The organism is Modicisalibacter radicis (assembly GCF_900961225.1).
Taxonomy (GTDB): Bacteria; Pseudomonadota; Gammaproteobacteria; order Pseudomonadales; family Halomonadaceae; genus Modicisalibacter.
Map to the genome: position 1 here is coordinate 144,825 of NZ_CAAHFN010000120.1, position 24,573 is coordinate 169,397.

General features: G+C 66.1%; 23 protein-coding genes. 8 read left to right on the top strand and 15 right to left on the bottom strand.

What is annotated here, in order from left to right; genetic code table 11:
- Positions 1 to 119: 119 nt before the first annotated feature.
- From tatC to HR9077_RS19865, 13 genes are all read right to left on the bottom strand, one after another.
- The gene (gene tatC / locus HR9077_RS19805; protein WP_136069023.1) at positions 120 to 902 is read right to left on the bottom strand and encodes a twin-arginine translocase subunit TatC; all 783 of its coding nucleotides are present in this window, start codon (positions 900 to 902) and stop codon (positions 120 to 122) included.
- Positions 899 to 1,294 carry a Sec-independent protein translocase protein TatB gene (gene tatB / locus HR9077_RS19810; RefSeq protein ID WP_136069024.1) on the bottom strand — a complete coding sequence of 132 codons (396 nt, stop codon included), beginning with the start codon at positions 1,292 to 1,294 and terminating at the stop codon, positions 899 to 901. The genes tatC and tatB overlap by 4 nt, the downstream gene beginning before the upstream one ends.
- Positions 1,295 to 1,300: 6 nt before the next feature.
- On the bottom strand, positions 1,301 to 1,567 hold the full coding sequence (tatA, locus tag HR9077_RS19815) for a Sec-independent protein translocase subunit TatA (RefSeq protein ID WP_136069025.1): 267 nt from the start codon (positions 1,565 to 1,567) through the stop codon (positions 1,301 to 1,303).
- Between the two features lie 32 nt (positions 1,568 to 1,599).
- Entirely contained in the window at positions 1,600 to 1,938 is a 339-nt protein-coding gene (locus tag HR9077_RS19820) for a phosphoribosyl-ATP diphosphatase (protein WP_136069026.1), read from the bottom strand.
- A 61-nt stretch (positions 1,939 to 1,999) separates the two neighbouring features.
- The gene (gene ubiB, locus HR9077_RS19825; protein WP_136069027.1) at positions 2,000 to 3,622 is read right to left on the bottom strand and encodes a ubiquinone biosynthesis regulatory protein kinase UbiB; all 1,623 of its coding nucleotides are present in this window, start codon (positions 3,620 to 3,622) and stop codon (positions 2,000 to 2,002) included.
- Positions 3,619 to 4,263, bottom strand: a complete 645-nt coding sequence (locus tag HR9077_RS19830; protein WP_136069028.1) for a ubiquinone biosynthesis accessory factor UbiJ — start codon at positions 4,261 to 4,263, stop codon at positions 3,619 to 3,621. Before HR9077_RS19830 ends, ubiB begins: the two co-directional genes overlap by 4 nt.
- Before the next feature lie 7 nt (positions 4,264 to 4,270).
- Entirely contained in the window at positions 4,271 to 5,017 is a 747-nt protein-coding gene (gene ubiE / locus HR9077_RS19835) for a bifunctional demethylmenaquinone methyltransferase/2-methoxy-6-polyprenyl-1,4-benzoquinol methylase UbiE (RefSeq protein WP_136069029.1), read from the bottom strand.
- Between the two features lie 164 nt (positions 5,018 to 5,181).
- Positions 5,182 to 5,565: a gamma-butyrobetaine hydroxylase family protein gene (locus tag HR9077_RS19840; protein WP_136069030.1), complete on the bottom strand. Its 384-nt coding sequence runs from the start codon at positions 5,563 to 5,565 to the stop codon at positions 5,182 to 5,184.
- 154 nt (positions 5,566 to 5,719) lie between these two features.
- Positions 5,720 to 7,045, bottom strand: coding sequence for an ATP-dependent protease ATPase subunit HslU (hslU, locus tag HR9077_RS19845; protein WP_136069031.1), 1,326 nt, complete (start codon positions 7,043 to 7,045; stop codon positions 5,720 to 5,722).
- A 1-nt stretch (position 7,046) separates the two neighbouring features.
- On the bottom strand, positions 7,047 to 7,568 hold the full coding sequence (hslV, locus tag HR9077_RS19850) for an ATP-dependent protease subunit HslV (protein ID WP_136069032.1): 522 nt from the start codon (positions 7,566 to 7,568) through the stop codon (positions 7,047 to 7,049).
- 250 nt (positions 7,569 to 7,818) lie between these two features.
- Positions 7,819 to 8,487: an SPOR domain-containing protein gene (locus HR9077_RS19855; protein ID WP_136069033.1), complete on the bottom strand. Its 669-nt coding sequence runs from the start codon at positions 8,485 to 8,487 to the stop codon at positions 7,819 to 7,821.
- A gap of 3 nt (positions 8,488 to 8,490) precedes the next feature.
- Positions 8,491 to 10,176, bottom strand: a complete 1,686-nt coding sequence (gene argS, locus HR9077_RS19860) for an arginine--tRNA ligase (RefSeq protein ID WP_136069034.1) — start codon at positions 10,174 to 10,176, stop codon at positions 8,491 to 8,493.
- Positions 10,177 to 10,544: 368 nt separating this feature from the next.
- Positions 10,545 to 12,791: a primosomal protein N' gene (locus HR9077_RS19865; RefSeq protein ID WP_136069035.1), complete on the bottom strand. Its 2,247-nt coding sequence runs from the start codon at positions 12,789 to 12,791 to the stop codon at positions 10,545 to 10,547.
- 182 nt (positions 12,792 to 12,973) lie between these two features.
- Between HR9077_RS19865 and rpmE the strand changes: the two genes are divergently transcribed.
- Positions 12,974 to 13,189, top strand: a complete 216-nt coding sequence (gene rpmE, locus HR9077_RS19870; RefSeq protein WP_136069036.1) for a 50S ribosomal protein L31 — start codon at positions 12,974 to 12,976, stop codon at positions 13,187 to 13,189.
- A gap of 110 nt (positions 13,190 to 13,299) precedes the next feature.
- Here the strand turns inward: rpmE and HR9077_RS19875 are convergent, their stop codons facing one another.
- Positions 13,300 to 14,178: an AEC family transporter gene (locus HR9077_RS19875; protein WP_136069037.1), complete on the bottom strand. Its 879-nt coding sequence runs from the start codon at positions 14,176 to 14,178 to the stop codon at positions 13,300 to 13,302.
- 190 nt (positions 14,179 to 14,368) lie between these two features.
- On the opposite strand from HR9077_RS19875, the gene HR9077_RS19880 reads away from it, so the two are divergent.
- The gene (locus HR9077_RS19880; protein ID WP_136069038.1) at positions 14,369 to 15,130 is read left to right on the top strand and encodes an HAD family hydrolase; all 762 of its coding nucleotides are present in this window, start codon (positions 14,369 to 14,371) and stop codon (positions 15,128 to 15,130) included.
- Positions 15,127 to 16,182: a pentapeptide repeat-containing protein gene (locus HR9077_RS19885; protein WP_168381002.1), complete on the top strand. Its 1,056-nt coding sequence runs from the start codon at positions 15,127 to 15,129 to the stop codon at positions 16,180 to 16,182. The genes HR9077_RS19880 and HR9077_RS19885 overlap by 4 nt, the downstream gene beginning before the upstream one ends.
- Before the next feature lie 66 nt (positions 16,183 to 16,248).
- Here the strand turns inward: HR9077_RS19885 and HR9077_RS19890 are convergent, their stop codons facing one another.
- The gene (locus HR9077_RS19890; protein ID WP_136069040.1) at positions 16,249 to 17,352 is read right to left on the bottom strand and encodes a LacI family DNA-binding transcriptional regulator; all 1,104 of its coding nucleotides are present in this window, start codon (positions 17,350 to 17,352) and stop codon (positions 16,249 to 16,251) included.
- Positions 17,353 to 17,463: 111 nt separating this feature from the next.
- Here HR9077_RS19890 and HR9077_RS19895 point away from each other — a divergent pair, with 111 nt between their 5' ends.
- The 5 genes from HR9077_RS19895 to HR9077_RS19915 all read left to right on the top strand — a co-directional run bounded on the left by HR9077_RS19895 (position 17,464) and on the right by HR9077_RS19915 (position 24,562).
- Complete coding sequence (locus HR9077_RS19895) at positions 17,464 to 18,792, top strand: NAD(P)/FAD-dependent oxidoreductase (protein WP_136069041.1); 1,329 nt, start codon at positions 17,464 to 17,466, stop codon at positions 18,790 to 18,792.
- A gap of 56 nt (positions 18,793 to 18,848) precedes the next feature.
- Positions 18,849 to 19,625 carry a transporter substrate-binding domain-containing protein gene (locus tag HR9077_RS19900; protein ID WP_136069042.1) on the top strand — a complete coding sequence of 259 codons (777 nt, stop codon included), beginning with the start codon at positions 18,849 to 18,851 and terminating at the stop codon, positions 19,623 to 19,625.
- Between the two features lie 42 nt (positions 19,626 to 19,667).
- Positions 19,668 to 20,474, top strand: a complete 807-nt coding sequence (dkgB, locus tag HR9077_RS19905) for a 2,5-didehydrogluconate reductase DkgB (protein ID WP_136069043.1) — start codon at positions 19,668 to 19,670, stop codon at positions 20,472 to 20,474.
- Positions 20,475 to 20,704: 230 nt separating this feature from the next.
- A complete protein-coding gene (locus HR9077_RS19910; RefSeq protein WP_136069044.1) occupies positions 20,705 to 22,363 on the top strand; it encodes a multidrug ABC transporter permease/ATP-binding protein in 1,659 nt (552 codons plus the stop codon).
- Positions 22,364 to 22,477: 114 nt separating this feature from the next.
- Complete coding sequence (locus tag HR9077_RS19915) at positions 22,478 to 24,562, top strand: TonB-dependent siderophore receptor (protein WP_136069045.1); 2,085 nt, start codon at positions 22,478 to 22,480, stop codon at positions 24,560 to 24,562.
- The last annotated feature ends 11 nt before the right edge of the window (positions 24,563 to 24,573 follow it).

The window sequence follows — 24,573 nt, forward strand, 5'->3', positions numbered from 1 at the left end:
TCGCCCACTATGCCGCGCGTATGTGACAAGGCGATGACAATGACGCCGATAGCTTCGAGTATATCAATGCCGGCAGGCGCACGGGCCTGTGGGGAAGTGTCGCACGCCTGCCGGGGGCACTAGTCGGCGGTGTCGGTCTCGTCCGCGTCGGCGCGGCGGCGGCGCAGCAGGCGTCCGGCGATGATGCCCACTTCGTAGAGCAGCCACATCGGCACCGCTAGCAGGCTCTGCGAGATGACGTCGGGCGGCGTCATCAGCATGCCCACCACGAAGCAGCCGAGGATCACGTAGGGGCGCTTCCTGGCCAGGCTCTCGACGCTGGTCGCCCCGGTCCAGATCAGCAGGAAGGTGGCGATGGGAATCTCGAAGGCCACGCCGAAGGCGAAGAACAGCTTCAGTACGAAGTTGAGGTACTGGTTGATGTCGGTCATCACCGCGACGTTCTGCGGCCCGGTGTGCACGAAGAAGTCGAACAGCAGCGGAAAGACCACATAGTAGGCGAACGCCGCGCCACCGTAGAACAGCAGCACGCTCGAGGCCAGCAGCGGTATCGCCAGGTGCTTCTCGTGCTCGTAGAGGCCGGGGGCGATGAACGCCCAGGCCTGGTGCAGCACGAACGGCACGGCGATGAACACGGCCACCACCAGGGTCAGCTTGAAGGGCGCCAGGAAGGGCGAGGCGACCTCGGTGGCGATCATCTGCGAGCCTTCCGGCAGCAGCGCCATCAGTGGATCGGCGACGAAGGTATAGATGTCGTTGGAGAACGCATAGAGCACGGCGAAGATCGCCAGGATGGCGATCACCGCGCGCATCAGCCGCGAGCGCAGCTCGATCAGATGCTCGATCAGCGGCGCCTGGGCCTGGGAGGGATCCGGGCCCCTGTCGTCGGACGAATCGCTCATCGCGGCGTGGAATCCTTGTCGGCGGCGGTCGTTGGCGGATCGTCGACCGGCGTCGTGGCCGGCTCGACCGGTTCATGGGCGGCTTGCTGACGGGCCTCGTCGACGTCGGATCGACCGCCATCAGGCCGCCGGGGCTCGCCGCTGCCCTCGATTTCGCGGCGTGCCTTGTCGAAGCCGGCGTTGAGCTTCTGCTCCTGCTCCGCGACCTTCTGGCGCAACTCCTCGGCCTCGAGCTGGGCGTTGATCTCGCGTTGCATGTTGGCCACGGTGCGCTTGGCCTTGCCGATCCACAGCCCGGCGGTGCGCGCCGCCTTGGGCAGGCGTTCGGGCCCCAGCACCAGCAGGCCGACCACGCCGATCAGCATCAGCTCGAGAAAACCCACGTCGAACATGGTCGCTTACTTCGGCTCTTTGCGTTCTTGCTCGGCCGTGTCGCGCTGCTCGGCCTTGACGTCGTAGGTCTTGCCTTCGTCGTCGTGACGGACCTGACGCGGGTTGGCGTCATCGTCCTTCTTCTCCTTGTCCTCGTCGTTCATGGCGCTCTTGAAGCCCTTGACGGCGCCGCCGATGTCGGTGCCGACGTTGCGCAGCTTCTTGGTGCCGAAGATCAGGATGATGATGCCGAGCACGATCAACAACTGCCAGATACTGATGCCACCTAACATGACTTTCTCCTCTGGGGTCGACGGACCCTCGATCATTGCGTGTCGCGGGCGGCTTTCTCGTCGAGTCCGGAGATGCCGAAGCGGCCTGCCAGCTCGTCGAGCACCGCCTGCGAATCGATGCCCAGATGCGACAGCATCACCAGGCTATGAAACCACAGGTCGGCGGTTTCGGCGACAAGCGCCTGACGCTCGTCGGCGCCGCCATTGGTCGCATCCTTGGCGGCGATGATCGCCTCGGTGGCTTCCTCGCCGACCTTCTCGAGAATCTTGTTGAGGCCCTTGTGATGCAGCGAGGCCACGTACGAGGAACCGGGGTCGGCGTGACGGCGCTGGTCGAGCACCTCGGCGAGTTGTCTGAGAGTATCGCTCATCGATGACAATCCTGAGTCAGTGTGACGAAAATACAAGACGTTCAGAGACTTGCAGTGTCGTTCAGCGCCAGGCGAGCAGGATCACCCCCAGCGCAGCGCCGGCGAGCACCGGCCAGGGCTGCTGCTCGGCCCACTGCCAGAGCGGTTGCCAGGCCAGCGTCAGCGCCAGCACCAGAGCCCCCAGGCGCAGGCGGCGGGTGTTGCGCCCGGCGCGCGCCAGATGGCGGTCGATATGCTGCAGCGTCTCGACCTGCTGGTGGCGCTGGCGCCGCTCGCCCTCGACCCGCGACAGGGCCTGGTGGGCGAGCACCGGCAGCTCGGGCAGCTGGCGGCTGAGTTCCGGGGCCTGCTTCTGCAGCGAGGCCCAGAAGCCACGTGGCCCGGCACGCTCCTTCATCCAGCGCTCGAGATAGGGCTTGGCGGTCTGCCACAGGTCGAGATCGGGATACAGCTGGCGGCCCAGCCCCTCGATGTTGAGCAGTGTCTTCTGCAGCAGCACCAGCTGCGGCTGTACCTCCATGTGGAAGCGTCGCGCGGTCTGGAACAGCCCCAGCAGTACCTGGCCGAAGGAGATGTCCTTGAGCGGTTTCTCGAGGATCGGCTCGCACACCGTACGAATCGCCGCGGCGAATTCGTTGGCGCGGGTGCCTTCGCCGACCCAGCCGGACTCGATGTGCAGCGCCGCCACTTCATAGTAGTCCTGATGGAAGAACGCCAGCAGGTTGCGGGCCAGGTAATCCTGGTCCTCGCGGGTCAGGCTGCCGACGATGCCGCAGTCGATGGCGATGTACTGCGGGTCGTCGGGCTTGTCGCGGGTGACGAAGATGTTGCCCGGGTGCATGTCGGCGTGAAAGAAGTTGTCGCGAAACACCTGGGTGAAGAAGATCTCCACGCCGCGCTCGGCGAGCTTGCGCAGGTCGGTGCCCTGGGCCTCCAGGCTGGCCATGTCGGCCACCGGGATGCCGTAGATGCGTTCCTGGACCAGTACCCGGCGGCGGGTCAGCGGCCAGTGGATGGACGGGACGTAGAGCAGCGGCGAGTTCTTGAAGTTGCGCTTGAGCTGCGAGGTATTGGCGGCTTCCTTGTGCAGGTCGAGCTCGTCGAACAGCGTCGCCTCGTAGTCGGCGATCACTTCCACCGGACGCAGCCGGCGCGCCTCGGGCACCAGCCGCATCAGCCGCGCCAGGGTGTACATCAGGGCGATGTCCTGACGCATCACCCGATCGATGCCGGGACGAATGACCTTGACCACCACTTCCTCGCCGCTGTGCAGCCGGGCGGCGTGCACCTGGGCCACCGAGGCCGAGGCCATGGGCACCGTGTCGAAGCGCGCGAAGGCACTGTCGATGGCACACTCGAGCTCTTCCTCGATCAGCGCCCGGGCCTGGTCGCCGGGGAACGGCGGCACCTGGTCCTGCAGGCTGCGCAGGTCGTCGGCGATATCCGGCGGCAGCAGGTCGCGGCGGGTGGAGAGCATCTGGCCGAACTTGACGAAGATCGGGCCCAGCGCCTCCAGGGCCAGGCGCAGGCGCAGCCCGCGCGAGTGGCGGCCGACCGGCAGCAGGCGCAGCGGCGACAGCCGGAAGGCCAGGCGCAACAATGCCGGCAGGCGATCCAGCGGCACCAGCGTATCGAGGCGGTAGCGGGCGACGACCCACAGGATGCGCAGCAGCCGAAGGTTCACGTCGCGCGCTCCCGGCGTTCGGCGAGCTTGCGTTCGAGGCGGGCGAATCGCGCCTCCAGGCGGTCGGTGGCGACCTCGAGCTCGGTCAGATGGTCGCGCAGCACGTCGCGCTGGGCCTGGCCGGGGAGCAGCCGCGCCTCCTCGAAGACATAGTCGGCGAGGTCGGCGCGCAGTTCGCGCTGGCTGCGCAGGCCGAACTCGGCGAAGCGCCGCAGGCCGTCGGCCAGGGTGTTGGCCGGCACGTCGCCCAGCCACTCGGCGAGGCTGGCCTCCCAGTCGAGGTCGATATCCATCAGCAGCGTGCGCGTGGCCTCCAGCAGGTGGGTCTGGCCGCGCAACGACAGCCGGCCCGAGAACATCAGCCGCTCCAGCGATTCGCCGCCGAGCAGTGCGCCCAATGCTTCGCTGTCGATTTCGACCAGCGCATCGGCGTCGCCTTCCTCGGCATCGGGGGCGTGGGACAGGTCCAGCCCCTGTGCGGTAAAACCGACCAGCACCGCCAGCCGCGGTCGCTCGAGGCGCAGCAGCAGGCGCTTGCCGGCAAGCCGGAGCAACCGGCCGGGCGCGGCGGGGTCGCGGGCGAGCAGGGCATTCAGGGTTCGTTCGGCGGCGGCCAGCAGCAAGGGGGGAGTCAACGCCATCGATTCCTCATAGCTTGATGCCGCGGTGGAGAGCGACGATGCCGCCGGTGAGGTTGCTGTACTCGACCCGTTCGAGGCCGGCTCCCTCCATCATCGCCTTGAGGGTTTCCTGGTCGGGATGCATGCGGATCGACTCGGCCAGGTAGCGGTAGCTGTCGGCATCGTGGGCGACCCATTCGCCGATCTTCGGCAGCAGGCGGAAGGAGTATTCGTCGTAGACCCGCGACAGCGCGCCGTGTACCGGCTTGGAGAACTCCAGCACCAGCAGCCGCCCGCCGGGCTTGAGCACCCGTGCCATCGAGGCCAGCGCGGCGTCCTTGTCGGTGACGTTGCGCAGGCCGAAGGCGATGGTGATGCAGTCGAAGGTATTGTCGGGGAACGGCAGGCATTCGGCGTTGGCCTGGACGTATTCGACGTTGCCGCCGACCCCCTGGTCGAGCAGCTTGTCGCGGCCCACCCGCAGCATCGAGGCGTTGATGTCGGCGAGCACGACCCGCCCGGCGGGGCCGACCCGCTGGGCGAACTTGAGGGTCAGGTCGCCGGTGCCGCCGGCGATGTCGAGCACCTGATGGCCGCGGCGTACCCCCGAGCGTTCCAGCGTCAGGCGTTTCCAGAGCCGATGGATGCCCATCGACATCAGATCGTTCATCAGGTCGTAACGGCCGGCCACCGAATGAAAGACATCGGCCACCCGGGCGGCCTTCTCGTCGACCGGAACTTCCTGATAGCCGAAGTGGGTCGTGCGCTTGTTCATGGGCTTCCCTTCTGTGTGCCGGCGAGCTACTCGCAGGCCCCGACGATACTCTGTCGGACGCGGCGCGAAAATGGCCGTGACGGATCGAGGCGGTACGATGTGGTCGCCATTGTAGCGCCGCCCGGCCGGCTTGTCTGCGCGTGGCTCTGGGTGTGGCGCCGAGGCTATACCGGCTTGAGCGGGATGCCCAGCGGCTCGCGCGAAGCCCCGGCGTCCTCGAGCTGCTTGAGATAGTCCGCCCAGTAGGCGTCCTGATTGACCGCCAGGTCGTAGAGGTAATCCCAGCTGTACAGCCCCGTGTCGTGGCCATCGTCGAAATGCAGCTTGAGCGCGTAGCGCCCGGTCTGGGTGATGTTCTTCAGACCGACGAACTTCTGGCCGGTCTGCAGCTTGGCGGTATCCGGGCCGTGGCCGCGGACCTCGGCGGAGGGCGAATTCACGCGCAGGTACTCGGCCGAAAGCCGGTAGCTCCGGCCGTCGGCGTAGCCGAGTTCGAGTTCGCGGGCCTGCTGATGGTAATGCACGCGGGTGGGGATCGGGGCGGTCATGAGAAAACTCCTAGCTGTAAGCCATAAGCTGTAAGCCGTAAGTTGGGCCGGACCAGAAGGCGATGCAAACGAAAGAGAAGAACGCCACCCTGGGCTGTTCTTCTCTTCCAGCCGCGAAGCGGCGCTCTTCCAGCTTAAAGCTCACAGCTCCTCGTCAGAGGATGTAGCGCGACAGATCCTCGTCCTTGGCCAGATCGCCGAGCTGGGCGTCGACGTAGGCGGCGTCGATGGTCAGTGGCCCTTCCAGGTCGCCGCCCTTGAACGAGGCCTCCTCGAGCAGGCGCTCCATCACCGTGTGCAGGCGACGCGCGCCGATGTTCTCGGTGCCCTCGTTGACCTGCCAGGCGATCTGGGCGATCCGCGCGATGCCGTCCTCGGTGAACTGGATCTCAAGCCCTTCGGTGGCCATCAGCGCCTGGTACTGGCGGGTCAGCGACGCCGAGGGCTCGGTGAGGATGCGCTCGAAGTCGTTGGGGCTCAGCGCCGAGAGTTCGACGCGGATCGGCAGCCGGCCCTGCAGCTCGGGGATCAGGTCCGACGGCTTGGAAAGGTGGAACGCCCCCGAGGCGATGAACAGGATGTGATCGGTCTTGATCATGCCGTGCTTGGTCGACACCGTCGAACCCTCGATCAGCGGCAGCAGGTCGCGCTGCACGCCCTCGCGGGAGACGTCGCCGCCGCTCTGGTTGCTGCTGCCCTTGGCGACCTTGTCGATCTCGTCGACGAAAACGATGCCGTGCTGCTCGACGGCCTCGATGGCGCGGCGCTTGATCTCCTCGTCGTTGACCAGCTTGGCAGCCTCCTCGTCGCGCAGCAGCGGCCAGGCTTCCTTGACGGTGACCCGCTTGGACTCGGGCTTCTGCTTGTTCATGCTCGAGAACAGGCTCTGCAGCTGGTTGGTCATCTCCTCCATGCCCGGCGGCGTGCTGATGTCGAAACCGCCGCCCTGCGGGGTGATCTCGATGTCGATCTGCTTGTCGTCGAGCTGGCCCTCGCGAAGCTTCTTGCGAAACGTCTGGCGGGTCGACGACTCGTCGCGGGCGTGGTCGTACTCGCTGCCCCGCGGGCGCGGCAGCAGCGCGTCGAGGATACGGTCCTCGGCGGCGTCGGCGGCCTTGTTGGCGACTTCTTCCTTGGCCTGCTCGCGAACCATCTTGATCGCCATCTCGACCAGGTCGCGGATGATCGACTCGACGTCGCGGCCGACATAGCCGACCTCGGTGAACTTGGTCGCCTCGATCTTGATGAACGGTGCGCGCGCCAGCTTGGCCAGGCGCCGGGCGATCTCGGTCTTGCCGACCCCGGTGGGGCCGATCATCAGGATGTTCTTGGGCGTCACCTCGGGGCGCAGCTCGTCGTCGAGCTGCATGCGCCGCCAGCGGTTGCGCAGCGCAATCGCCACCGCACGCTTGGCGTCGTGCTGACCGATGATGAACTGGTCGAGGGCATGGACGATCTCGCGGGGGGTCATCTGGGACATGTCAGGCGAGCTCCTCGATCACGGTGTTGTGGTTGGTGTAGACGCAGATGTCGGCGGCGATGTCGAGCGACTTCTCGGTGATCTCGCGGGCCGACAGCTCGGTGTTCTCGAGCAGCGCGCGGGCCGCCGAGAGCGCGAAATTGCCGCCCGAGCCGATGGCGATGATGCCGCGTTCGGGCTCGACCACGTCGCCGTTGCCGGTGATGATCAGCGAGGCGGTCTTGTCGGCGACCACCAGCATCGCCTCGAGACGACGCAATGCGCGGTCGGTGCGCCAGTCCTTGGCCAGCTCCACGGCGGCCTTGGTCAGGTGACCCTGATACTTCTCGAGCTGCGACTCGAAGCGTTCGAACAGCGTGAAGGCGTCGGCGGTGCCGCCGGCGAAACCGGCCAGTACCTGGCCGCGATACAGGCGGCGCACCTTGCTGGCGTTGCCCTTGAGGACCGTGTCGCCCAGCGAGACCTGGCCGTCGCCGGCCAGGGCCACCTGGCCATCGCGACGCACGGAAACGATCGTGGTCATGTGGCGGGAACTCCGTTGCGGGGCGCCGAGACGACGTGGGCGCCCGATGACGAATGGGACACTGCGTGACGGGGCAGTGCCGCTGCAAGGCTATGTATTCAAAGCTATGCCTCGTGAGATGCGGGCGAGATGGCCTGAAATCAAGCGGAAGGGACGATCGCTTCGATGCCGCTGTGCCGGAACGCCGCGGCCAGGCAGGCGGCGCTACCTGCCGCCGCCGGGCTCGGCCATGGCGGCGGGCGGTCCGGCGTCAGTTCTGCAGCTTGATCATCAGCGGCTCGATGCCCTGGGTGACCATCAGGTCCTGGGCACGGCTGAGCTCGCGGGTGTCTTCGTAGGGGCCGACCTGGACGCGGTGCCAGGTCTGGTCGCCGTTGGCCTGGACTTCGGTGATCTTGGCCAGCAGGCCGAGATTCTGCAGCCGGCCGGCGAGGCGCTTGGCATCGGCGACGTTCTTGAACGAGGCGGCCTGCAGCATGAAGCGGCCGCCTCCGGCGGCCTGCGCCGCCTGTCCGGCATCGGCCGTGGCGGCATCGTCGCTGCTGGGGCGGGGCGTGGACTCGTAGGCCTCGACCTTGGGCGCGACCACCTCGGACTCGGGCAGCAGGGTATAGAACTCGAAGGTCGGCATGCGTGCCTTTTCCTCGGCCGACGCCGGGTCCGAGGAGGACGATTGTGGCGCCTGCGCCGAACCGCCGCTCGACTGGCTCGCCGGCTTGGGCATCAGCGTCGCCATCGGCGGTGCCGACTCCTGGAAGTACTGCGCCATCGCGAAGCCGGCGACCAGGCCCACCAGCCCCCATAGCCAGCCCGGCACGCTCAGCCCGTCGCTGGACTGCTTGCGCCGGGAGCGGCGTGCGGTGGCGCCCTTCGCCGGGGCGCGCCGGCGGCTCGAGTTTTGCGCGGCGGTGCGGGCCATGGCTTACATCTCCTCGGGGGCGCTGACGCCCAGCAGGTCGAGGCCGTTGCGCAGTACCTGCCGGGTGGCCAGGCCCAGCGCGAGGCGCGCGTTGCGCAGCGGGGCGTCGTCGACCATCACCTTGACGGCGTTGTAACAGGTATGGAAATCGGCGGCGAGATCCTGCAGGTACTGGGCGACCTGCTGCGGTTCGCGGTTGGCGGCGGCATGCGCGACGACCTCGGGGTAGCGGGCCAGGCGATTCATCAGCGCCTTCTCCTGGTCGGCCTCGAGCCGCGCCAGGTTGGCCAGCGCCAGATCGTGGTCGAAGGGCCGCGCATCGGCCTCGGCCTTTCTCATCACGCTGCATACCCGGGCGTGGGCGTACTGCACGTAGTACACCGGGTTGTCGTTGGACTGCGAGCGCGCCAGGTCGATGTCGAAGGTCAACTGCGAGTCGGCGCGCCGCGCGGCAAGGAAATAGCGCGTGGCGTCGCGGCCGACCTCGTCGATCAGGTCGCGCAGGGTGACGTAGCTGCCGGCGCGCTTGGAGAGCTTCACTTCCACCCCGGAGCGGGTGACCAGCACCATCTGGTGCAGCACGTAGTCCGGCCATCCCCGGGGGATGCCGGTCTCCAGCGCCTGCAGGCCGGCGCGCACGCGCATCACCGTCGAATGGTGGTCGGCGCCCTGTTCGTTGATCACCGTCTCGAACCCGCGCTGCCACTTGTCGAGGTGATAGGCGACGTCGGGCAGGAAGTAGGTGTAGCCGCCATCCTGCTTGCGCATCACCCGGTCCTTGTCGTCGCCGAAGTCGGTGGTGCGCAGCCACAGGGCGCCGTCGGCCTCGTAGGTGTGGCCGCCGTCGATCAGCTTGGCGACGGTGGCCTCGACCTTGCCCTCCTGGTACAGCGAGGACTCGAGGAAGTAGACGTCGAAGGCCACCCCGAAGGCCTTGAGATCGAGATCCTGCTCGCGGCGCAGATAGGCCACCGCGAAGTCGCGAAGCGCGTCGAGATCGTCGGGATCGGCCTTGGCGGTGACATGACGATCGTCGGCGTCGACGGTCTCGCCGGCCAGGTAGCTCTGCGCCACGTCGTTGATGTAGCCGCCGCGGTAGCCGTCGGCCGGCCAGCCTTCGTCGTCGGGGGTGAGGCCCTTGGCGCGGGCCTGCACCGACAGCGCCAGGTTGTTGATCTGCGCGCCGGCGTCGTTGTAGTAGAACTCGCGGGTGACATCGTAGCCGGTGGCCTCGAGCAGCCGGCACAGGCAGTCGCCGACCGCCGCGCCGCGGCCATGGCCGACGTGCAGCGGACCGGTGGGATTGGCCGAGACGAATTCCACCTGCACCTTGCGCCCGGCGCCGACCATGCTGCGCCCGTAGCTGTCGCCGCTGTCGAGGACCGCCGGGACCACCTGGGCCACGGCATCGGTGGCGGCGAAGAAGTTGATGAAACCGGGCCCGGCGATCTCGACCCTGCGCACGGCATCGCTGGCGGGCAGCGCCTCGATCAGCGCCTGGGCGACGTCGCGCGGCGGCTTGCCGGCCGGCTTGGCCAGGGTCATCGCCAGGTTGCTGGCGTAGTCGCCGTGGGCCTTGTCCTTGGCGGGGTCGACCTTGTAGGCCGGTGCGGCGTCGGCGGGCACGATGCCCTGCCGCTTGAGCGTGGCCAGGGCCTCGTCGAGCAGTGCAATGATGGTGTCTTTCATGTGCTTTGCGTGCAGTCCTGTGGCCTGGGGGCGCGAGCGAAGAAGGCGGGTCGCGCGCCGGTCAAGGCGTGTAAGCGTCGCTCGCGTGCGAGCATTTGGGCGGCCATTATCGGCAATTGCGGCCGCGCTTTAAACCCTGCCCCTTGCGGGGAGCTGTAAGTTAGAAGCTTTAAGCGGTAAGAAAAAACGTACCGGCCAATTTTGTTTAGGCAAAGCAATCGTATTCCGGCTTACGGCTTACGGCTTACGGCTTTGGGCTTTAATGCTGCTCGTAGCTCGTAGCTCGTAGCTCGTAGCTCGTAGCCCGTAGCTCGTAGCTCGTGGCTCATAGCTCGTGGCTCGTAGCTCGTAGCTCGTAGCTCGTGGCGTTAGCTCAGCGTCTGCGGGTCGACATCGAGCGCCCAGCGCGCGCGGCGCGCCCCCGGTGCCTGTTCGAGCCAGCCGGTGAGCCAGGCGCAGGCCTCGTGCAGCGGGCTGCGCCGCGCCGCGCTGAGCATCAGCTGTACGTGGTAGCGGTTCTGGCGGCGCTCCATGGGCGCGGGCACCGGCCCCAGGCAGTCGACCGCGAGGGCGCGCTCGGCGAGCCATTGGCGCAGCGCGTCGGCAGCTTCGCCGGCGAGTGCCTTGGCGTCGGCCTCGCGGGGGCTCTCCAGGCGCAGCAAAGCCATGAAGCGATAGGGCGGCAGGGCGGCCAGCCGACGCTCCTCGAGCAGCGTCTCGGCAAGCGCGTCGTAGCCGCTCTCGGCGAGCAGGCGAAGGTGCGGATCGTCGGGATGCAGGGTCTGCACCAGGACCCGGCCGGGGCGGTCGGCGCGCCCGGCCCGGCCGGCCACCTGAACCAGCAGCTGCGCGCTGTGCTCCAGCGCGCGGAAGTCGCTGGCGTAGAGCCCGGCGTCGGCGTTGACCACCACCACCAGGGTGACGTGGGGCAGGTGATGGCCCTTGGCGATCATCTGTGTGCCCACCAGCAGGCACGGCTCGCCGCGGCGGATCTCGGCGAGGGTGGTCTCCAGGGCATCCTTGCGCCGGGTGCTGTCGCGGTCGATGCGATGCACCGGCACGTCGGGGAACAGCGCGGCAAGGGTTTCCTCGCTGCGCTCGGTACCGGTGCCCAGCGGTCGCAGGTCGGCGCTGCCGCACTCGGGGCAGGCGTCGGGCAGGCCGCGCTGGCGTTCGCAGTGATGGCAGGTGAGCTGCGGCGGCTGGCGGTGCAGGGTCAGCCGCGCATCGCAGTGGTCGCACTCGGCCATCCATCCGCAAGCATGGCAGGCCAGGGTGGGGGCGAAACCGCGGCGGTTGATGAACACCAGCACCTGGTTGCCGGCGGCCAGCGACTCGCGAATGGCCTCGATCGCCGGCGGAATCAGCCCGCCCTGGCGCGGCCGGCCGCGCAGGTCGGTCAGTTCGAGCCGTGCCGGCGCGTGATGGCTGGGCCGGCGGGTCAGGCGCAGGTGGCGATAGTTGCCGGCGCGGGCCTGGACCAGGCTTTCCAGCGACGGCGTGGCGCTGCCCAGCACGATCGGGATGGCGTGATGGTGGGCGCGGGCGATCGCCAGGTCGCGGGCGTGATAGCGCAGGCTGTCCTGCTGCTTGAACGAGCCGTCGTGTTCCTCGTCGACGATGATCGCCCCGGGGCGCGCCAGCGGCGTGAACAGCGCCGAGCGGGTGCCGATGACGATCGGCGCGCGGCCGGCCCGGGCGGCCTCCCAGGCGTCGAGGCGCTCGGCGTCGCTGAGACCCGAGTGCAGCGCGACCACCGACACCCTGAACCGTCGCCGAAAGCGCGCCAGGGTCTGCGGGGTGAGGCCGATCTCGGGAACCAGCACCAGCGCCTGGCGGTTGCGCGCCACCACCGCCTCGATCAGCTGCAGGTAGACTTCGGTCTTGCCGCTGCCGGTGACGCCGTGCAGCAGGCAGGGGTGATAGCGATCCAGGCCCTCGTGCAGCTCGGCCAGCGCCGTCGCCTGTTCGCGATTCAGTGTCAACGAGGGTTCGGCGAGCAGGCCACCGCTGCCGGGCGCCGGGGCGGCGGTCAGCGGCTCCTCGCGGCAGTCGATCAAGCCCTTGTCGGCCAGCGCGCGCAACTGGGCGCGGGTGAAGCCCTGGGCGCCGATCACCGAGCTGACCACGCCGCGCGGATGCTGGCGCAGCAGTTCGAGCAGTTCGGCCTGGCGCCGGGCGCGGCCCAGCTGGGCGGCAGCGGTGTCGCGGCCGAGTGCGGTGAGTTGCCAGCGTTCGCGGGTACGGGCCTCGAGCGGCCGGCCCTGGCGCAGCAGTACCGGCATCGCCTGATGCAGGGTGTCGCCGAGCGAATGCTGGTAGTAGCGAGCGGTAAAGCGGCACAGCCACAGCCAGTCCGCGGGCAGCGGTTCGCTGTCCAGCCAGGCCGCCACCGGCTTCAACTGGTCCAGCGGGAAGTCGCTGGTGTCGCGGCACTCGACGACCACGCCGACCACCTCGCGCTTGCCCAGCGGTACCCGCACCCGCAGCCCCGGTTGCCAGCCGCGCGAGGGTGCCGGCTGGCAGGGGCGGTAATCGAACAGGCGGCGCAGCGGGGTGGGCACGGCGACGCCCAGCACCCGGGGTGCCGGGCTTTCGGGGGGAGTGGTTGACAATTGGCCTCCGCTGCTGGCTCTGCTATAATATCCGGCCTTCCTGTTCTCGACACGCTGCTGGCTCTTGTGGCCCGCGCCGGCGAGGCATGGAAATCAACCGGTTACTCACAACCCGTGTGCGGTGCTCGACCGAATAGCGATTCAGGATCGGGTGGCGGCACACCGCTTCATGAGGCTTCACGATGAAACAAGGTATCCATCCGGAATACAAGACGGTCACGGCAACCTGCTCGTGTGGTGCGACCCACACCGTCGGTACCACGGCCAGCGACGATTTCTACCTGGACGTCTGCTCCAACTGCCACCCGTTCTACACCGGCAAGCAGAAGCAGGCGACCACTGGCGGTCGCGTCGAGCGCTTCAACAAGCGTTTCGGTGCCGCGCTCAAGCGCAACTGATCCACGCTGCCGGCCGCCCGAGGCGGCCGTGGAGTGTCGAAAGCCCCGAGCCATCCCCGGCTCGGGGCTTTTTTGTGTCGGTCGCGTGCGGCTTGGGATGACCAGGCGGGTCAGTGCATGAGCGCCAGCAGTGCCGGCAGGTAAAGAAACGACAGCAGCGTCGAGCAGAACACCAGACCGGCGACGAATTCCGGCTCGCGCCGGGCGCGCTGGGCGAACAGGTAGTTGTAGACCGCCACCGGCATGCTCATCTGCAGCACCAGCACGCTCTGCGCCAGCGGCGGCAGGCCGAGCAACTGGGCCACGCCGTAGGCGATCGCCGCGGCGGCGGGAATGCGCAGCAGGCTGAACTTGAAGCCGGCGGTGATGCTCTTGACCTGGATGCTGGCCAGCGATACCCCGAGGGTGATCAGCATCAGCGGCACGCTGAAGCCCGAGATCAGGTCCACGGTATTGGCCAGCCAGCGCGGCAGGGTGGTGTCGGTGAGCAGCAGCGCCGTGGCGATCAGGATCGCATAGACGGTGGGCGTGCGCGCCAGGGTGCGCAGCGGCCGTCCGCTGCGGCTGGCGAGCAGCGCGCCGAAGGTGAACTGGACCAGCGATACCGAGACCATCGCGGTGATGGCGTAGGCGAAGCCGGCGTCGCCGAAGGCGTAGAGCGTCACCGGCAGGCCCATGTTGCCGGTGTTGGGAAACATCATCGGCGAGACGATGACCTTCCAGCGCTTGCCCAGCAGCCTGGCCATCAGCACGCTCGCCAGGCCCATCGCGGCGAGTACCAGCAGCGTGCCGAGCATGGTCCGACCGAAGCTCTGGGCGTCGATCTCGGCGCCGCCCAGGGCGGCCAGCACCAGTGCCGGGGTGCCGATGTTGAAGACCAGCTTGGTGACGAACTCGACCGGATAGTCGTAACCCAGGCGTATCCAGAAGTATCCCAGGCTGGCGCCGAAGAAGACCGGCGCCATCACCGCGAAGAGCTCGGCGAGCATGCGAAGTCCTTGGTGGGTGAATGAGCGTCAGGCGTGTCGTCCGTCGACGAGCCTGGCGAGCCGTCCATTGTCGCCAGTCGTTACGCTGCAGTGCAACGTCGCCGCTGGAAACACTGTGTTTAGCATCGCGCTGAAGGCGCCGGCGGCTTGGGATACACTGGCGCTGCCAAAATAGTCACCGAGCTTGCCGATGCCTGACACTGCCGATGATGCTTCAAGTCCGCCCGTACTGCTGTTCGACGTGTTCAAGACGCTGGTGCTGTTCGACGGCGATCACGTCGACGACGCCACCTTCGTGCACCTCGCCGGCTGGCTGCGCTATCGTCAGGTGACGATCGCCGCCGACGAACTGCAGCGGCGCTATATGGCGATCACCCGGACGCAGCTCGCGGCCGCTCCCGGCCGGCCACCGGACGTCGACGTGCTCGACGTCTGGGATGCCGTGCTGTCCGGGCTCGGCGTGCCCCCGCTGCGACGCCGGTCGCTGGTCGCCGAGCTGGCGCTGGTCTATCGCCAGGTCACCACCCGGCGGATCGACGTCTGGCCCGGTACCTTCGAGATGCTCGAGGCCTGCCGCGACTTTCGCCTGGCCATCGCCTCGAATACCCAGCGCGCCTACACCGAGCCGGAGCTGCGCATGCTCGGGCTGTGGGATCACTTCGAAAGCGTGGTGTTCAGCTCCGACGTGAGGGCCTGCAAGCCCGATACGGCGATCTTCCGGCGTGCGCTGGCGGAGCTCGACGTCGCGCCTGGCCAGGTGCTGTACATCGGCGACAATCCCTACGACGACGTGCTCGGTGCCGGGCGGCTGGGGATCCCCGCGATCCTGCTCGAGCGCGGCACGCCGGCGCCGCCCGACGTCGAGCTGCCGACGCCCCTGGCCAGCGTCGCGGATGGCGACCCGCAAGCCGTGGCGCGGCTGGCCAGGGCGCATTTCGGATGGCCGGCATGACACCGTTGAACGCGGCGGAGGTAGCCGAGCGCATCGCCGCCCGCGGCCCCGCGGAGTGGGTCGACCTGGCCGGCTGCGAGATCGCCGACGTGGACTTCGGGCACGCCCACAATGCCACCGTGATCGAGCGCTTCGACCTGCGCGGCGCGACACTGACGCGCTGCGCCTTCACCAATGGCTACCTGCGCGACGTCAAGTGCCAGGAGGCGCGGCTGGTCGACTGCGACCTGCGCTACGCCGACATCGAGCGGACCTCCTTCAAGCGCGCCCGGCTGACCGGCTGCGACCTGTATCGTGCCCGGCTCGGCCCGAGCTGTATCTTCGAGGCCGCCGACATCAGCGACTGCTCGCTCAACCTGGCGCGCTTCGACGGTGTCGTGCTGCCGCGCAGCGCCATCGCCGAAGGCCAGTGCCCCGGCCTGCTGCAGGAGCGCGAGGCCGACTTCCGGCGATTCCACCGGCGGCTGACCGAACTGGGCCGCGGCGACGACCCGGCGCGCACGCCGCTGCACCTGTCGCGCCGTCATAGCGAGGCCGCCGGCATCTACCGCGCGCTGTCGGCGCACTGGGCGTCTAACGGCGCGACCCGCGACGCCGGCTGGGCCTACTATCAGGCGCGGCGGCTCGAGACCCAGGCGCAGCGCCCCGACAACGTACTGCGGCGGCGGCGTTGCGAACGCGCCCAAGGGCCCGGTGAACTCGCCGCGCCGGGCATCACGCTGGGCACCCTGCGTTGGCTGAATGGCGCGCTGGCCGGCTGGGTGGCCGGTTACGGCGAAAGCCCGCTGCGTGTGGTGGCTGCGACGCTGGCGGTGGTGGTGGCCTTCGCCCTGGCGTACCTGACGCTGGGTGTCGCGGGCGGCGCGGCCGACCCGCTGTGGCTGCGCGCCTCGGATGCGCTGCTGTTCAGCGCCCAGGCGATGACCGCCTCGCTGGATGCCGATGTGACCCAGCGCTGGCTGCGCTGGATGGCGACCCTCGAGACCACCGCCGGCATCACGCTGCTGGGGCTGCTGGGTTTCTGCCTGGGCAACCGGCTGCGTAGTGCGTGAGACCGGCGAGCATCTTGCATGGCGGTGTTCGCGAAACAGGTGCGTAGGTGCAAATCGGGGATGGCTTCAGTTGTGGCAACACCAGGCGTTTCGCGTCGAGTCGCGCAAGATGCTCTCCACCTCGAAGACGCGATGTTCAGAAGGGCGTTCAGGCGATGCCAGGCGTGCCATGAGCAACTCGATAGCGGCGGCCCCCATGGCGTAGACGGGCTGGCGTAGCGCGCTTAGCGAGGGTTTGACGAGTCCCATCCAATCCATATCGTCGAACCCCATAAAGGCCAACTGGTCGGGCAGACTGATTCCCAGATGCTGGATGGCTGCGAAGGCCCCCAGAGTCATCACGCTATCGCCGGTGAAGATCGACGTCGGAGGCGATTCCAAGGCCATCAGCTCAAGGGTGCACTGCCTGGCGCTAGCGCTGGCATAAGCGTCGGTGGGGCGTATCAGAGCGGGATCGGGCGACAGGCCGGCCTGCCTATGAGCGACCAGGTAGCCTAATAGACGCGCGCCGCTAGTATTGAGGGTCGTCACGTCGGCCGACTCGGGCTTGTCCAACTGGTTCAGCAGCTTGCGATCGCTCTGGGTTCCCAGCTCGGTGACCATGGCTATGCGCCGGTGCCCTCCGGTGATCAGACCGGCAATGGCCCGGCGACTGGCCTCCACATTGTCGATGACCACGCTGTCGGCCTGTATGCCGGCGGCGATGCGATCGAGCATGACCAGGGGGGTGCCCTGCTGCACGGCTTCCCGCAAATGGTCGCAGTCGTTGACGTCTGCCGGTGAAACCACGAGTCCGTCGACCCGCTTGGCCAGCAGCACGCGCAGGGCGTCACGTTCGATTTCGGTATTTTCGTCGCTATTGGTGAGCAGGGTGTCGAAACCATGACGCCGCGACTCATCGGCGATGCCTTTGACGGCGCCGGCGAAGAATGGATTGCTGATGTCGGCCCCGATGATACCGATCGTGCGTGTGCGGCCCGTGACCATACTCTTGGCGATCATGTTCGGGCGATATCCGAGCCTGGCGGCGGCGGCCTCGACCTGAGTCCGTTTGGTCTCGCTGACGTAGCCGTAGCCGCCAAGGGCGCGTGCTGCCACTGCCGGCGAGACATTAGCCTCGCGGGCGACCTCGTTCATCGTGACGCGTTTGAGAGGCTTGCGTGAAATCATGGGTGGTCCCGTGACAGCGGATTAGCGAAAGGCTGGACAATGGATGATACTTCACATAGCGTTGTGATAGCGCTATCACATTTATTTCATCGACGAAAAAGAGAAGTCGTTATGGGTCCTCGTGTGGATGCGGTCGACAGCAGCGAACAGTGGTGTGAACAGGCGGATGTCGTCGTGATCGGCGGAGGTATAGCCGGTACCTGCACAGCGCTGTCACTTGCGCAGCGTGGTGTCTCGGTGGTGCTTTGCGAGAAGGGGGTCGTCGCAGGCGAGCAATCGAGCCGCAATTGGGGGTGGTGTCGCACCATGGGCCGCGACGAACGTGAGATCCCTCTGAGCATCGAGAGCCTCCGGCGCTGGCGTGACATCGACCGCCTGGTCGAAGGCGAAACGGGGTTCTGTACCTCGGGTATCGCCTATGCCTGCGAAGACGATAAGCAGGTCGCCTCCCATGAATCCTGGCTCGAAATCGCCCGGCAATACGGCGTCGATACCCGTATGCTGAATGCCGAGGAGACCGCCAAGCTATTGCCGGGGGCTAGCCGTTCTTTCAAGGGCGCCTTGTATACACCCAGCGATGGCCGCGCCGAGCCGCAGAAGGCGGCGCCGGCCATCGCCCGGGCGGTACAACGGCTGGGCGGACACGTCTACGCCGAGTGTGCGGTGCGCGGCGTGGAGCGCATGGGCGGCAGGATCAGTGGCGTCGTTACCGAACGAGGCTCCATCCGGTGTTCATCGGTGGTGGTGGCGGGTGGCGCCTGGTCACGGCTGTTTTGCGGCAATCTCGGCGTGGCTTTGCCGCAACTGACGGTGCGATCGACAGCGCTGCGCACCAGCCCCGTAACGGAGGCACCCTTGTGCTCGGCCGCGACCGACGGCTACGCGTTTCGCAAGCGACTCGACGGCGGCTACACCGTTGCCAGTGGCTTCGAGACCATGGCGGATATCACGCCGGATACCTTTCGGTTGTTCTTCGATTTTCTACCGGCGCTTCGCCAGGAGTGGCCGGCCCTCAAGATCCGCTTCGGCTCACGCTTCTTCGAGGAGCTGCGGCGCCCACGGCGTTGGTCGCTGTCCGAGACGACTCCCTTCGAGAAGACGCGAGTGCTCGATCCGCTACCGCCCAGAAAGATCAACGCGCGTGCCCTCGACGCCCTGGTCGCTGAATTCCCCGCCTTCGCCTCGGCCCGTGTACTTCAGGAGTGGGCTGGCATCATCGATGTCACGCCCGATGCCGTTCCGGTCATATCGGCAGTCGATGACCAGCCGGGGCTCTACGTGGCGACCGGTTTCTCCGGTCACGGTTTTGGGTTCGGCCCCGGGGTCGGCGAATTGATGGCCGATCTAGTGACCGGCGACGCCCCGATCGTTGACCCAAGTCCCTATCGTCTTTCGCGTTACAGCGATGGTTCCCGCCCCAAACCTATGGAGGGCCTCTGAGCGCATTGCCAGGTGCTATTCATCTACGCAATAACAACCAAAACAAGGAGAAAAATATGAAAGCGAAAACCGGAAACTGGCTGCTGGGCGTAATGGCCGCCATGGTCATGACGCCGACCAATGCCGATACGGTGATCAAGATTGCCGTGGACGTACCCTATCCGCCTTTGGAATATCGCAACGACGCCGGTGAGCTGACGGGATTCGACATCGAATTGGGCGACGCCCTTTGCCAGCAGGCCGGGCTCGAGTGCGAATGGGTCGTGCAAGCGTGGGATGGCATCATTCCAGGACTATTGGCGCGGAAATACGATGCCATCATGTCGTCGCTGTCGATTACCGATGCGCGTCGCAAGAAAGTGCTCTTCTCGAAGCCTTATCTCAAGCTGCCCACCGTATGGCTGGTGCCCGCCGATAGCGATCTGGTGCCGGGCGATGGTGGGGGGATGAAGGTCGACCGCGCCTTTCTCGAAGGCAAGTCGGTCGGCGTTCAGCGTGGCAGTATCCAAGACGATTACGTCACCGACCATTACGCCGAGGTGACAGATATCAAACGCTTTTCATCGGCAGAGGACATCTTCATCGATTTGTCGACGCAGCGAGCCGATCTCGCGCTGGTGGACTATCCGCTGGCCCTGCCACTGCTCGAGAAAGGCACGTACCAGACGCTGGGTGAGCGGATCGACGGTCCGGAACGCTACTTCGGCAAAGGTGCGGGTATCGCATTTCGCAAGCGGGATGTCGACCTGGCCGATACATTCGATGAAGCGCTCGAGGCATTGGAGAAGAATGGTCGTTACGAGGCGATCTATAGTCAGTACTTCGCCCGCTGAGTGAGTCGGTCAAACGTCATAAATAACCATGGAGAGGCTTTCATGTCACTGATTCCCGGAATTGGTCTAGGTACGTTTCGGCTGCAGGGTAACGAGGTCATCGACGCCGTGACCTCGGGGCTCGGCGTTGGTTATCGCCATATCGATACAGCCCAGGATTATGGTAACGAAGCGGCAGTGGGACGCGCGATCGCCCAAGGTGGCGTCCCCCGGGACGAGGTCTTCGTGACCACCAAGATTCATCACGAGTGGTTGGGGCGGGAGGCGCTGCTGGCTAGTCTTGAAACCAGTCTGGAACGGCTCGGGACCGGCTGGATCGATCTGGCGTTGATCCATTGGCCCTCGCCGGGAGGCGAAGTGCCGATGGCGGAGTCCATTGAAGCATTGGCAGAGGCACGTCAGCGAGGATTGACGCGCCATATCGGCGTTTCCAACTTTACACTGGCGCAGATGAAAGAGGTGCTGTCACTCTCCGGCGGAGAGGCGATCATTACCAACCAGGTCGAAGTGCACCCCTATTTGGCGAATCGTCGCATCGTCGATTTCTGTCAGGGGCACGGCGTGCAGATAACTGGATACATGCCCCTGGCAGTGGGTAAGGTTATGTCTGACCCCGTTTTGCAAGCGATCGCCAGTGACAAGGGGGTGAGTCCGGCTCAGGTTGCTCTGGCCTGGGTGATAGCACGCGATATCGTGGTCATACCGTCCTCGACCAAGCCCGCACATCAGCGGTCCAATCTTGCCGCCTGCGAGCTGACGCTCAGTCCCACGGAACGGGCCCGCATCGACGAGCTAGACTGCAACCTGCGCATCGCCGATCCTGACTTCGCGCCCGACTGGGACGATTGAATGCCACAAGCATAGGGAAATAACGCGCCGTCGGCCTCTGTTGGAAGCGGCTTAGATGACGTGGTGAACCGATTCTGGCGGCCAGGCGCCGCCTGCGATGGCTCAGGCCGGTCGCCATTCGATACATCCTGCTTTCGCTTGATGCTCCCGGGCAAAACGCGAACGCTGCATTGACGGCGCCGCGCTTTTACCCAAAGGTGTGCGCCTCATTGCTTCGTTCGGGGTCTTGCATGGAATTGCTGCGTGTCGTCTTTCGCGATTACCGCTGGCCATTCATCGGCGTGATGCTGTTGAGTCTGGCGAGTGCCGGGCTGGGTGTCGGGGCGATCGCGTTCATCAACCAGCGGATGATCGCCGATACCGACAGCGCCCTGACCGCCCTGCCGGGCTTCATCGGCCTGCTGGTACTGCTGCTGGCGGTATCGCTGGGCGCGCAGCTGGCGCTGACCACGCTGGGTCACTGGTTCGTCTATCACCTGCGCGGACGGCTGATCAAGCGCATCCTCGACACCCCCATCGAACGCCTCGAACAACTGGGCAGCGCGCACCTGCTGGCCAGCCTGTCGAGCGACGTGCGCAACGTCACCATCGCCTTCGTGCGGCTACCCGAGCTGGTCCAGGGCGTGGTGCTGACCCTCGTCACGGCCGTCTATCTCGGCTACCTGTCGCCGCCGATGCTGGCGGTCACCGCGCTGTGGATCGCGCTGACCATGCTGATCGGCTGGTGGCTGGTGTCGCGGGTCTATCATCACCTGCACCTGGTCCGCGAGTCCGAGGATCGGCTCTACCAGGATTACGAGGCGGTGATCGACGGCCGCAAGGAGCTTTCGCTCAATCGCTACCGTGCCCGGCATCTGTACCGCGAGAACTTCGACGTCGATTCCCGCGTCTATCGCCACCACGTCATCCGCGCCGACACCTTTCACCTGAGCGCCAACAACTGGGCCAACATCATGATGCTCGGCGCCATCGGCGTGGCCTTCTACCTGGCCAATGGCCTGGGCTGGGCCAATACCCCGGTGGCGGCGACCTACGCCTTGGCACTGCTGTTCCTGCGGACCCCGCTGATCGGCGCGGTGGGGGCGCTGCCGACGCTGCTCAGCGCCCAGGTCGCGTTCAACAAGCTTGCAGCGCTGCAGCTCGCCGAGGATCGCGAAGGCTTCGGCATTGAAGACGCGCCGGCCGATTGGCAGCGCATCGAATTTCACGGCGTGAGCTTTCGTTATGCGCCGCTCGGCGACAAGCCGGGCTTCGCCGTGGGCCCGCTCGACTTCACCCTGCATCGCGGCGAGCAGATATTCCTGATCGGCGGCAACGGCAGCGGCAAGTCGACCCTGGCCCGCCTGCTGACCGGGCTCTATCACCCGCAGTCGGGCGAGATCCGGGTCGACGGCCAGCTCATCGACGGCGCGCAATGGGAGGCCTATCGCCAGCGTTTCGCCAGCGTGTTCACCGACTTCCATCTGTTCGACCAGTTGATGGGGCCGCATGGCGGTGGCGCCGACCCGGCGCTGGTCGAGGCCTGGCTGGAACGTCTGAACATGCGCGAGAAGCTGCAGTTCGTCGACCAGCGGGTGACCTCGCGGCAGCTCTCCCAGGGCCAGCGCAAGCGCCTGGCGCTGCTGGTGGCGATCTGCGAACAGCGCGACATCCTGCTGCTCGACGAGTGGGCCGCCGATCAGGATCCGGTCTTCCGCCGGGTGTTCTATCGCGAGCTGCTGCCGGCGATGCGCGAGCAGGGCCTGACGGTGTTCGCGATCAGTCACGACGACAGCTATTTCGAGCATGCCGACCGCCTGCTGGAGATGCGCGATGGCCGGTTGAGCGAGCTGACCGGCGAACAGCGTGCCAGTGCCAGCCGCGACGCGGTATCGCGCATCGGCAGATGAGCCGGGCGCGACAGACAGCCGTCGATGGGTTAGGTTCCGTTGTGGCGATAAATAAAAATATCTATCATGCGCGTTAACAACCAGAACAGCCCACCACGATCATTCGAGGCTCCCATGTCCCATATCCCATCCCCCGCCGCGCCGGACGCGCGTCTGTCGCTGGCGGTTCGCCGTGCGCTGGGCCTGTCGCTGTCCGGCGCCTTGCTGGCGCTGGCGCTGCCGCTGACTGCGCTGGCCCAGGATTCGTCCACCGCCACCGAAGACGGCGACACCATGGTGGTCACGGCCACGGCGCTGAAAGTCGCGACGCCGCTGGTCGAAACGCCGCGAGCGGTGTCGACCGTCCAGCGCGAGGAGCTGGAAGAGCGCAACGTCCAGAGTCTCGACGAGACCTTCCGCTATCGCTCGGGCGTACTGTCCGGCCATTACGGCGCCGACAACAATACCGACTGGTTCAAGGTGCGTGGCTTCGACCAGGCAACCTATCTTGACGGTCTGCGTATCTATCGCACCGGCTACTACCAGTGGTTGCCCGAGCCCTATGGTCTGGAGCGTGTGGAAGTCTTCAAGGGGCCGGCCTCCATACTCTATGGCGAGGCACCGTCCGGCGGCCTGATCAATGCCGTGAGCAAGCGCCCCACCGCCGAGAAGCGGGGCGAAGTCGAGATCCAGGCCGGCAACCGCAATCATCGCCAGTTCGGGATCGACACCTCGGGGCCGGTCACCGAGAGCGGCGATGTGCGCTACCGTTTCGTGGGGCTGTACAAGGAGCGCGACGGCGATCTGAACGGCACCGAGAACGAGCGTGTCTACTTCGCGCCGAGCCTCGAGTGGGATATCTCCGACGATACGCAACTGACGGTGCTGGCCAGCTATCAGAAGGACGACGGCATTCCTGCCAATCCGTTCAAGCTGGCTTATGGCACGGTACAGGATACGCCGTTCGGCAAGGTGGATCCTCAGACCAATTACGGTGCGCCCGACTACGACAAGGACGAACATACCCAGACGGCCATCGGCTATGAATTCAAGCATCAGCTCGATGACACCTGGAAATTCGAGCAGGATTTCCGTTACAGCCAGCTCGACCTGGATCTGCGCAGTACCTACATGGACTTTGCCACCGGCGATGGCCGCACGGCTTATCGCGGCCACCTGCAGCGTGACGGCGATATCGATAGCTTCACCATCGATAACCGGATGGTCGGTAAGTGGTATACCGACCGCACGGAAAACACCCTGCTGGTCGGGGTGGATTACCAGGACATGAGTTTGGATGGTCGGGAATTCGACAACTTTACCTACGATACCGTCGATATCTTCGATCCCCAGGGGGGTATCGTCCCGGTGCCTGACGATCAGCTGACGCGCCGTCGGATCGACAAGGAGCAACTAGGTCTCTATGTGCAGGACCAGTTGCGCATCGATGATCACTGGGTATTGCTGGGGGCCGTTCGCTACGACAACGCCGATGTCACGAGCGAATCCGAGCGTTACGATGTCGTCGTGGATGAAACCCAAGCCGCGGTCTCGTGGTCCGGCGGCGTCATGTATCTTGGCGACAACGGGCTGAATCCCTATCTCAGCTACACGGAGTCCTTCCAGCCGGTCGCGCAACTCAGCACGACCGGCGCCGGCTTCGATGAGATTGAAGGGGAGCAGTGGGAGCTGGGGGTCAAGTACGCGCCCGCGAGCTGGGATGGCTACGTGACGGCGGCGGTTTTCGATATCGAGGAGTCGAACTCCTTCGCGACGACGGCTGGTGGCTATCAGACTCAGGAAGGCGAGAAGACGGCTACCGGCTTCGAAATCGAAGGGGTGAGCTATCTTACCGAGGCACTTCAACTGACGGCGGCGTATACCTACACGGATGCGCGCGACAAGAACGACGATCGCGCGGCGCTGATCCCTCGGCACATGGCGTCCGCGTGGCTGGACTACGATTTCGAGGGGACCGCCCTGAATGGTCTGAAGGTCGGTGCCGGGATCCGCCATGTGGGTGAATCGGTCGATGGCAGCATCACCGTGCCTGACTACACCGTGGGCGACGCCATGGCCAGCTATGATTTCGACCGCCACTGGACCGCTCAGGTCAACGTCAACAACCTTACCGACGAAGAGTATGTGGCCAGTTGTGATTTCTGGTGCTACTACGGCGAGTCGCGCAGCGTGATCGGCAGTCTCAAGTATCGCTGGTAAGCCAGTCGGGC

Coding starts and splice junctions, on each gene's coding strand:
- HR9077_RS19915 (WP_136069045.1), top strand. CDS start 22,478: ATGTCCCATATCCCATCCCCCGCCGCGCCGGACGCGCGTCTGTCGCTG.
- hslV (WP_136069032.1), bottom strand. CDS start 7,568: ATGACCACGATCGTTTCCGTGCGTCGCGATGGCCAGGTGGCCCTGGCC.
- hslU (WP_136069031.1), bottom strand. CDS start 7,045: ATGTCCCAGATGACCCCCCGCGAGATCGTCCATGCCCTCGACCAGTTC.
- HR9077_RS19820 (WP_136069026.1), bottom strand. CDS start 1,938: ATGAGCGATACTCTCAGACAACTCGCCGAGGTGCTCGACCAGCGCCGT.
- HR9077_RS19890 (WP_136069040.1), bottom strand. CDS start 17,352: ATGATTTCACGCAAGCCTCTCAAACGCGTCACGATGAACGAGGTCGCC.
- HR9077_RS19875 (WP_136069037.1), bottom strand. CDS start 14,178: ATGCTCGCCGAGCTCTTCGCGGTGATGGCGCCGGTCTTCTTCGGCGCC.
- HR9077_RS19910 (WP_136069044.1), top strand. CDS start 20,705: ATGGAATTGCTGCGTGTCGTCTTTCGCGATTACCGCTGGCCATTCATC.
- HR9077_RS19880 (WP_136069038.1), top strand. CDS start 14,369: ATGCCTGACACTGCCGATGATGCTTCAAGTCCGCCCGTACTGCTGTTC.
- tatB (WP_136069024.1), bottom strand. CDS start 1,294: ATGTTCGACGTGGGTTTTCTCGAGCTGATGCTGATCGGCGTGGTCGGC.
- HR9077_RS19830 (WP_136069028.1), bottom strand. CDS start 4,263: ATGGCGTTGACTCCCCCCTTGCTGCTGGCCGCCGCCGAACGAACCCTG.
- dkgB (WP_136069043.1), top strand. CDS start 19,668: ATGTCACTGATTCCCGGAATTGGTCTAGGTACGTTTCGGCTGCAGGGT.
- HR9077_RS19895 (WP_136069041.1), top strand. CDS start 17,464: ATGGGTCCTCGTGTGGATGCGGTCGACAGCAGCGAACAGTGGTGTGAA.
- tatA (WP_136069025.1), bottom strand. CDS start 1,567: ATGTTAGGTGGCATCAGTATCTGGCAGTTGTTGATCGTGCTCGGCATC.
- argS (WP_136069034.1), bottom strand. CDS start 10,176: ATGAAAGACACCATCATTGCACTGCTCGACGAGGCCCTGGCCACGCTC.
- HR9077_RS19885 (WP_168381002.1), top strand. CDS start 15,127: ATGACACCGTTGAACGCGGCGGAGGTAGCCGAGCGCATCGCCGCCCGC.
- tatC (WP_136069023.1), bottom strand. CDS start 902: ATGAGCGATTCGTCCGACGACAGGGGCCCGGATCCCTCCCAGGCCCAG.
- rpmE (WP_136069036.1), top strand. CDS start 12,974: ATGAAACAAGGTATCCATCCGGAATACAAGACGGTCACGGCAACCTGC.
- HR9077_RS19840 (WP_136069030.1), bottom strand. CDS start 5,565: ATGACCGCCCCGATCCCCACCCGCGTGCATTACCATCAGCAGGCCCGC.
- HR9077_RS19855 (WP_136069033.1), bottom strand. CDS start 8,487: ATGGCCCGCACCGCCGCGCAAAACTCGAGCCGCCGGCGCGCCCCGGCG.
- HR9077_RS19900 (WP_136069042.1), top strand. CDS start 18,849: ATGAAAGCGAAAACCGGAAACTGGCTGCTGGGCGTAATGGCCGCCATG.
- ubiE (WP_136069029.1), bottom strand. CDS start 5,017: ATGAACAAGCGCACGACCCACTTCGGCTATCAGGAAGTTCCGGTCGAC.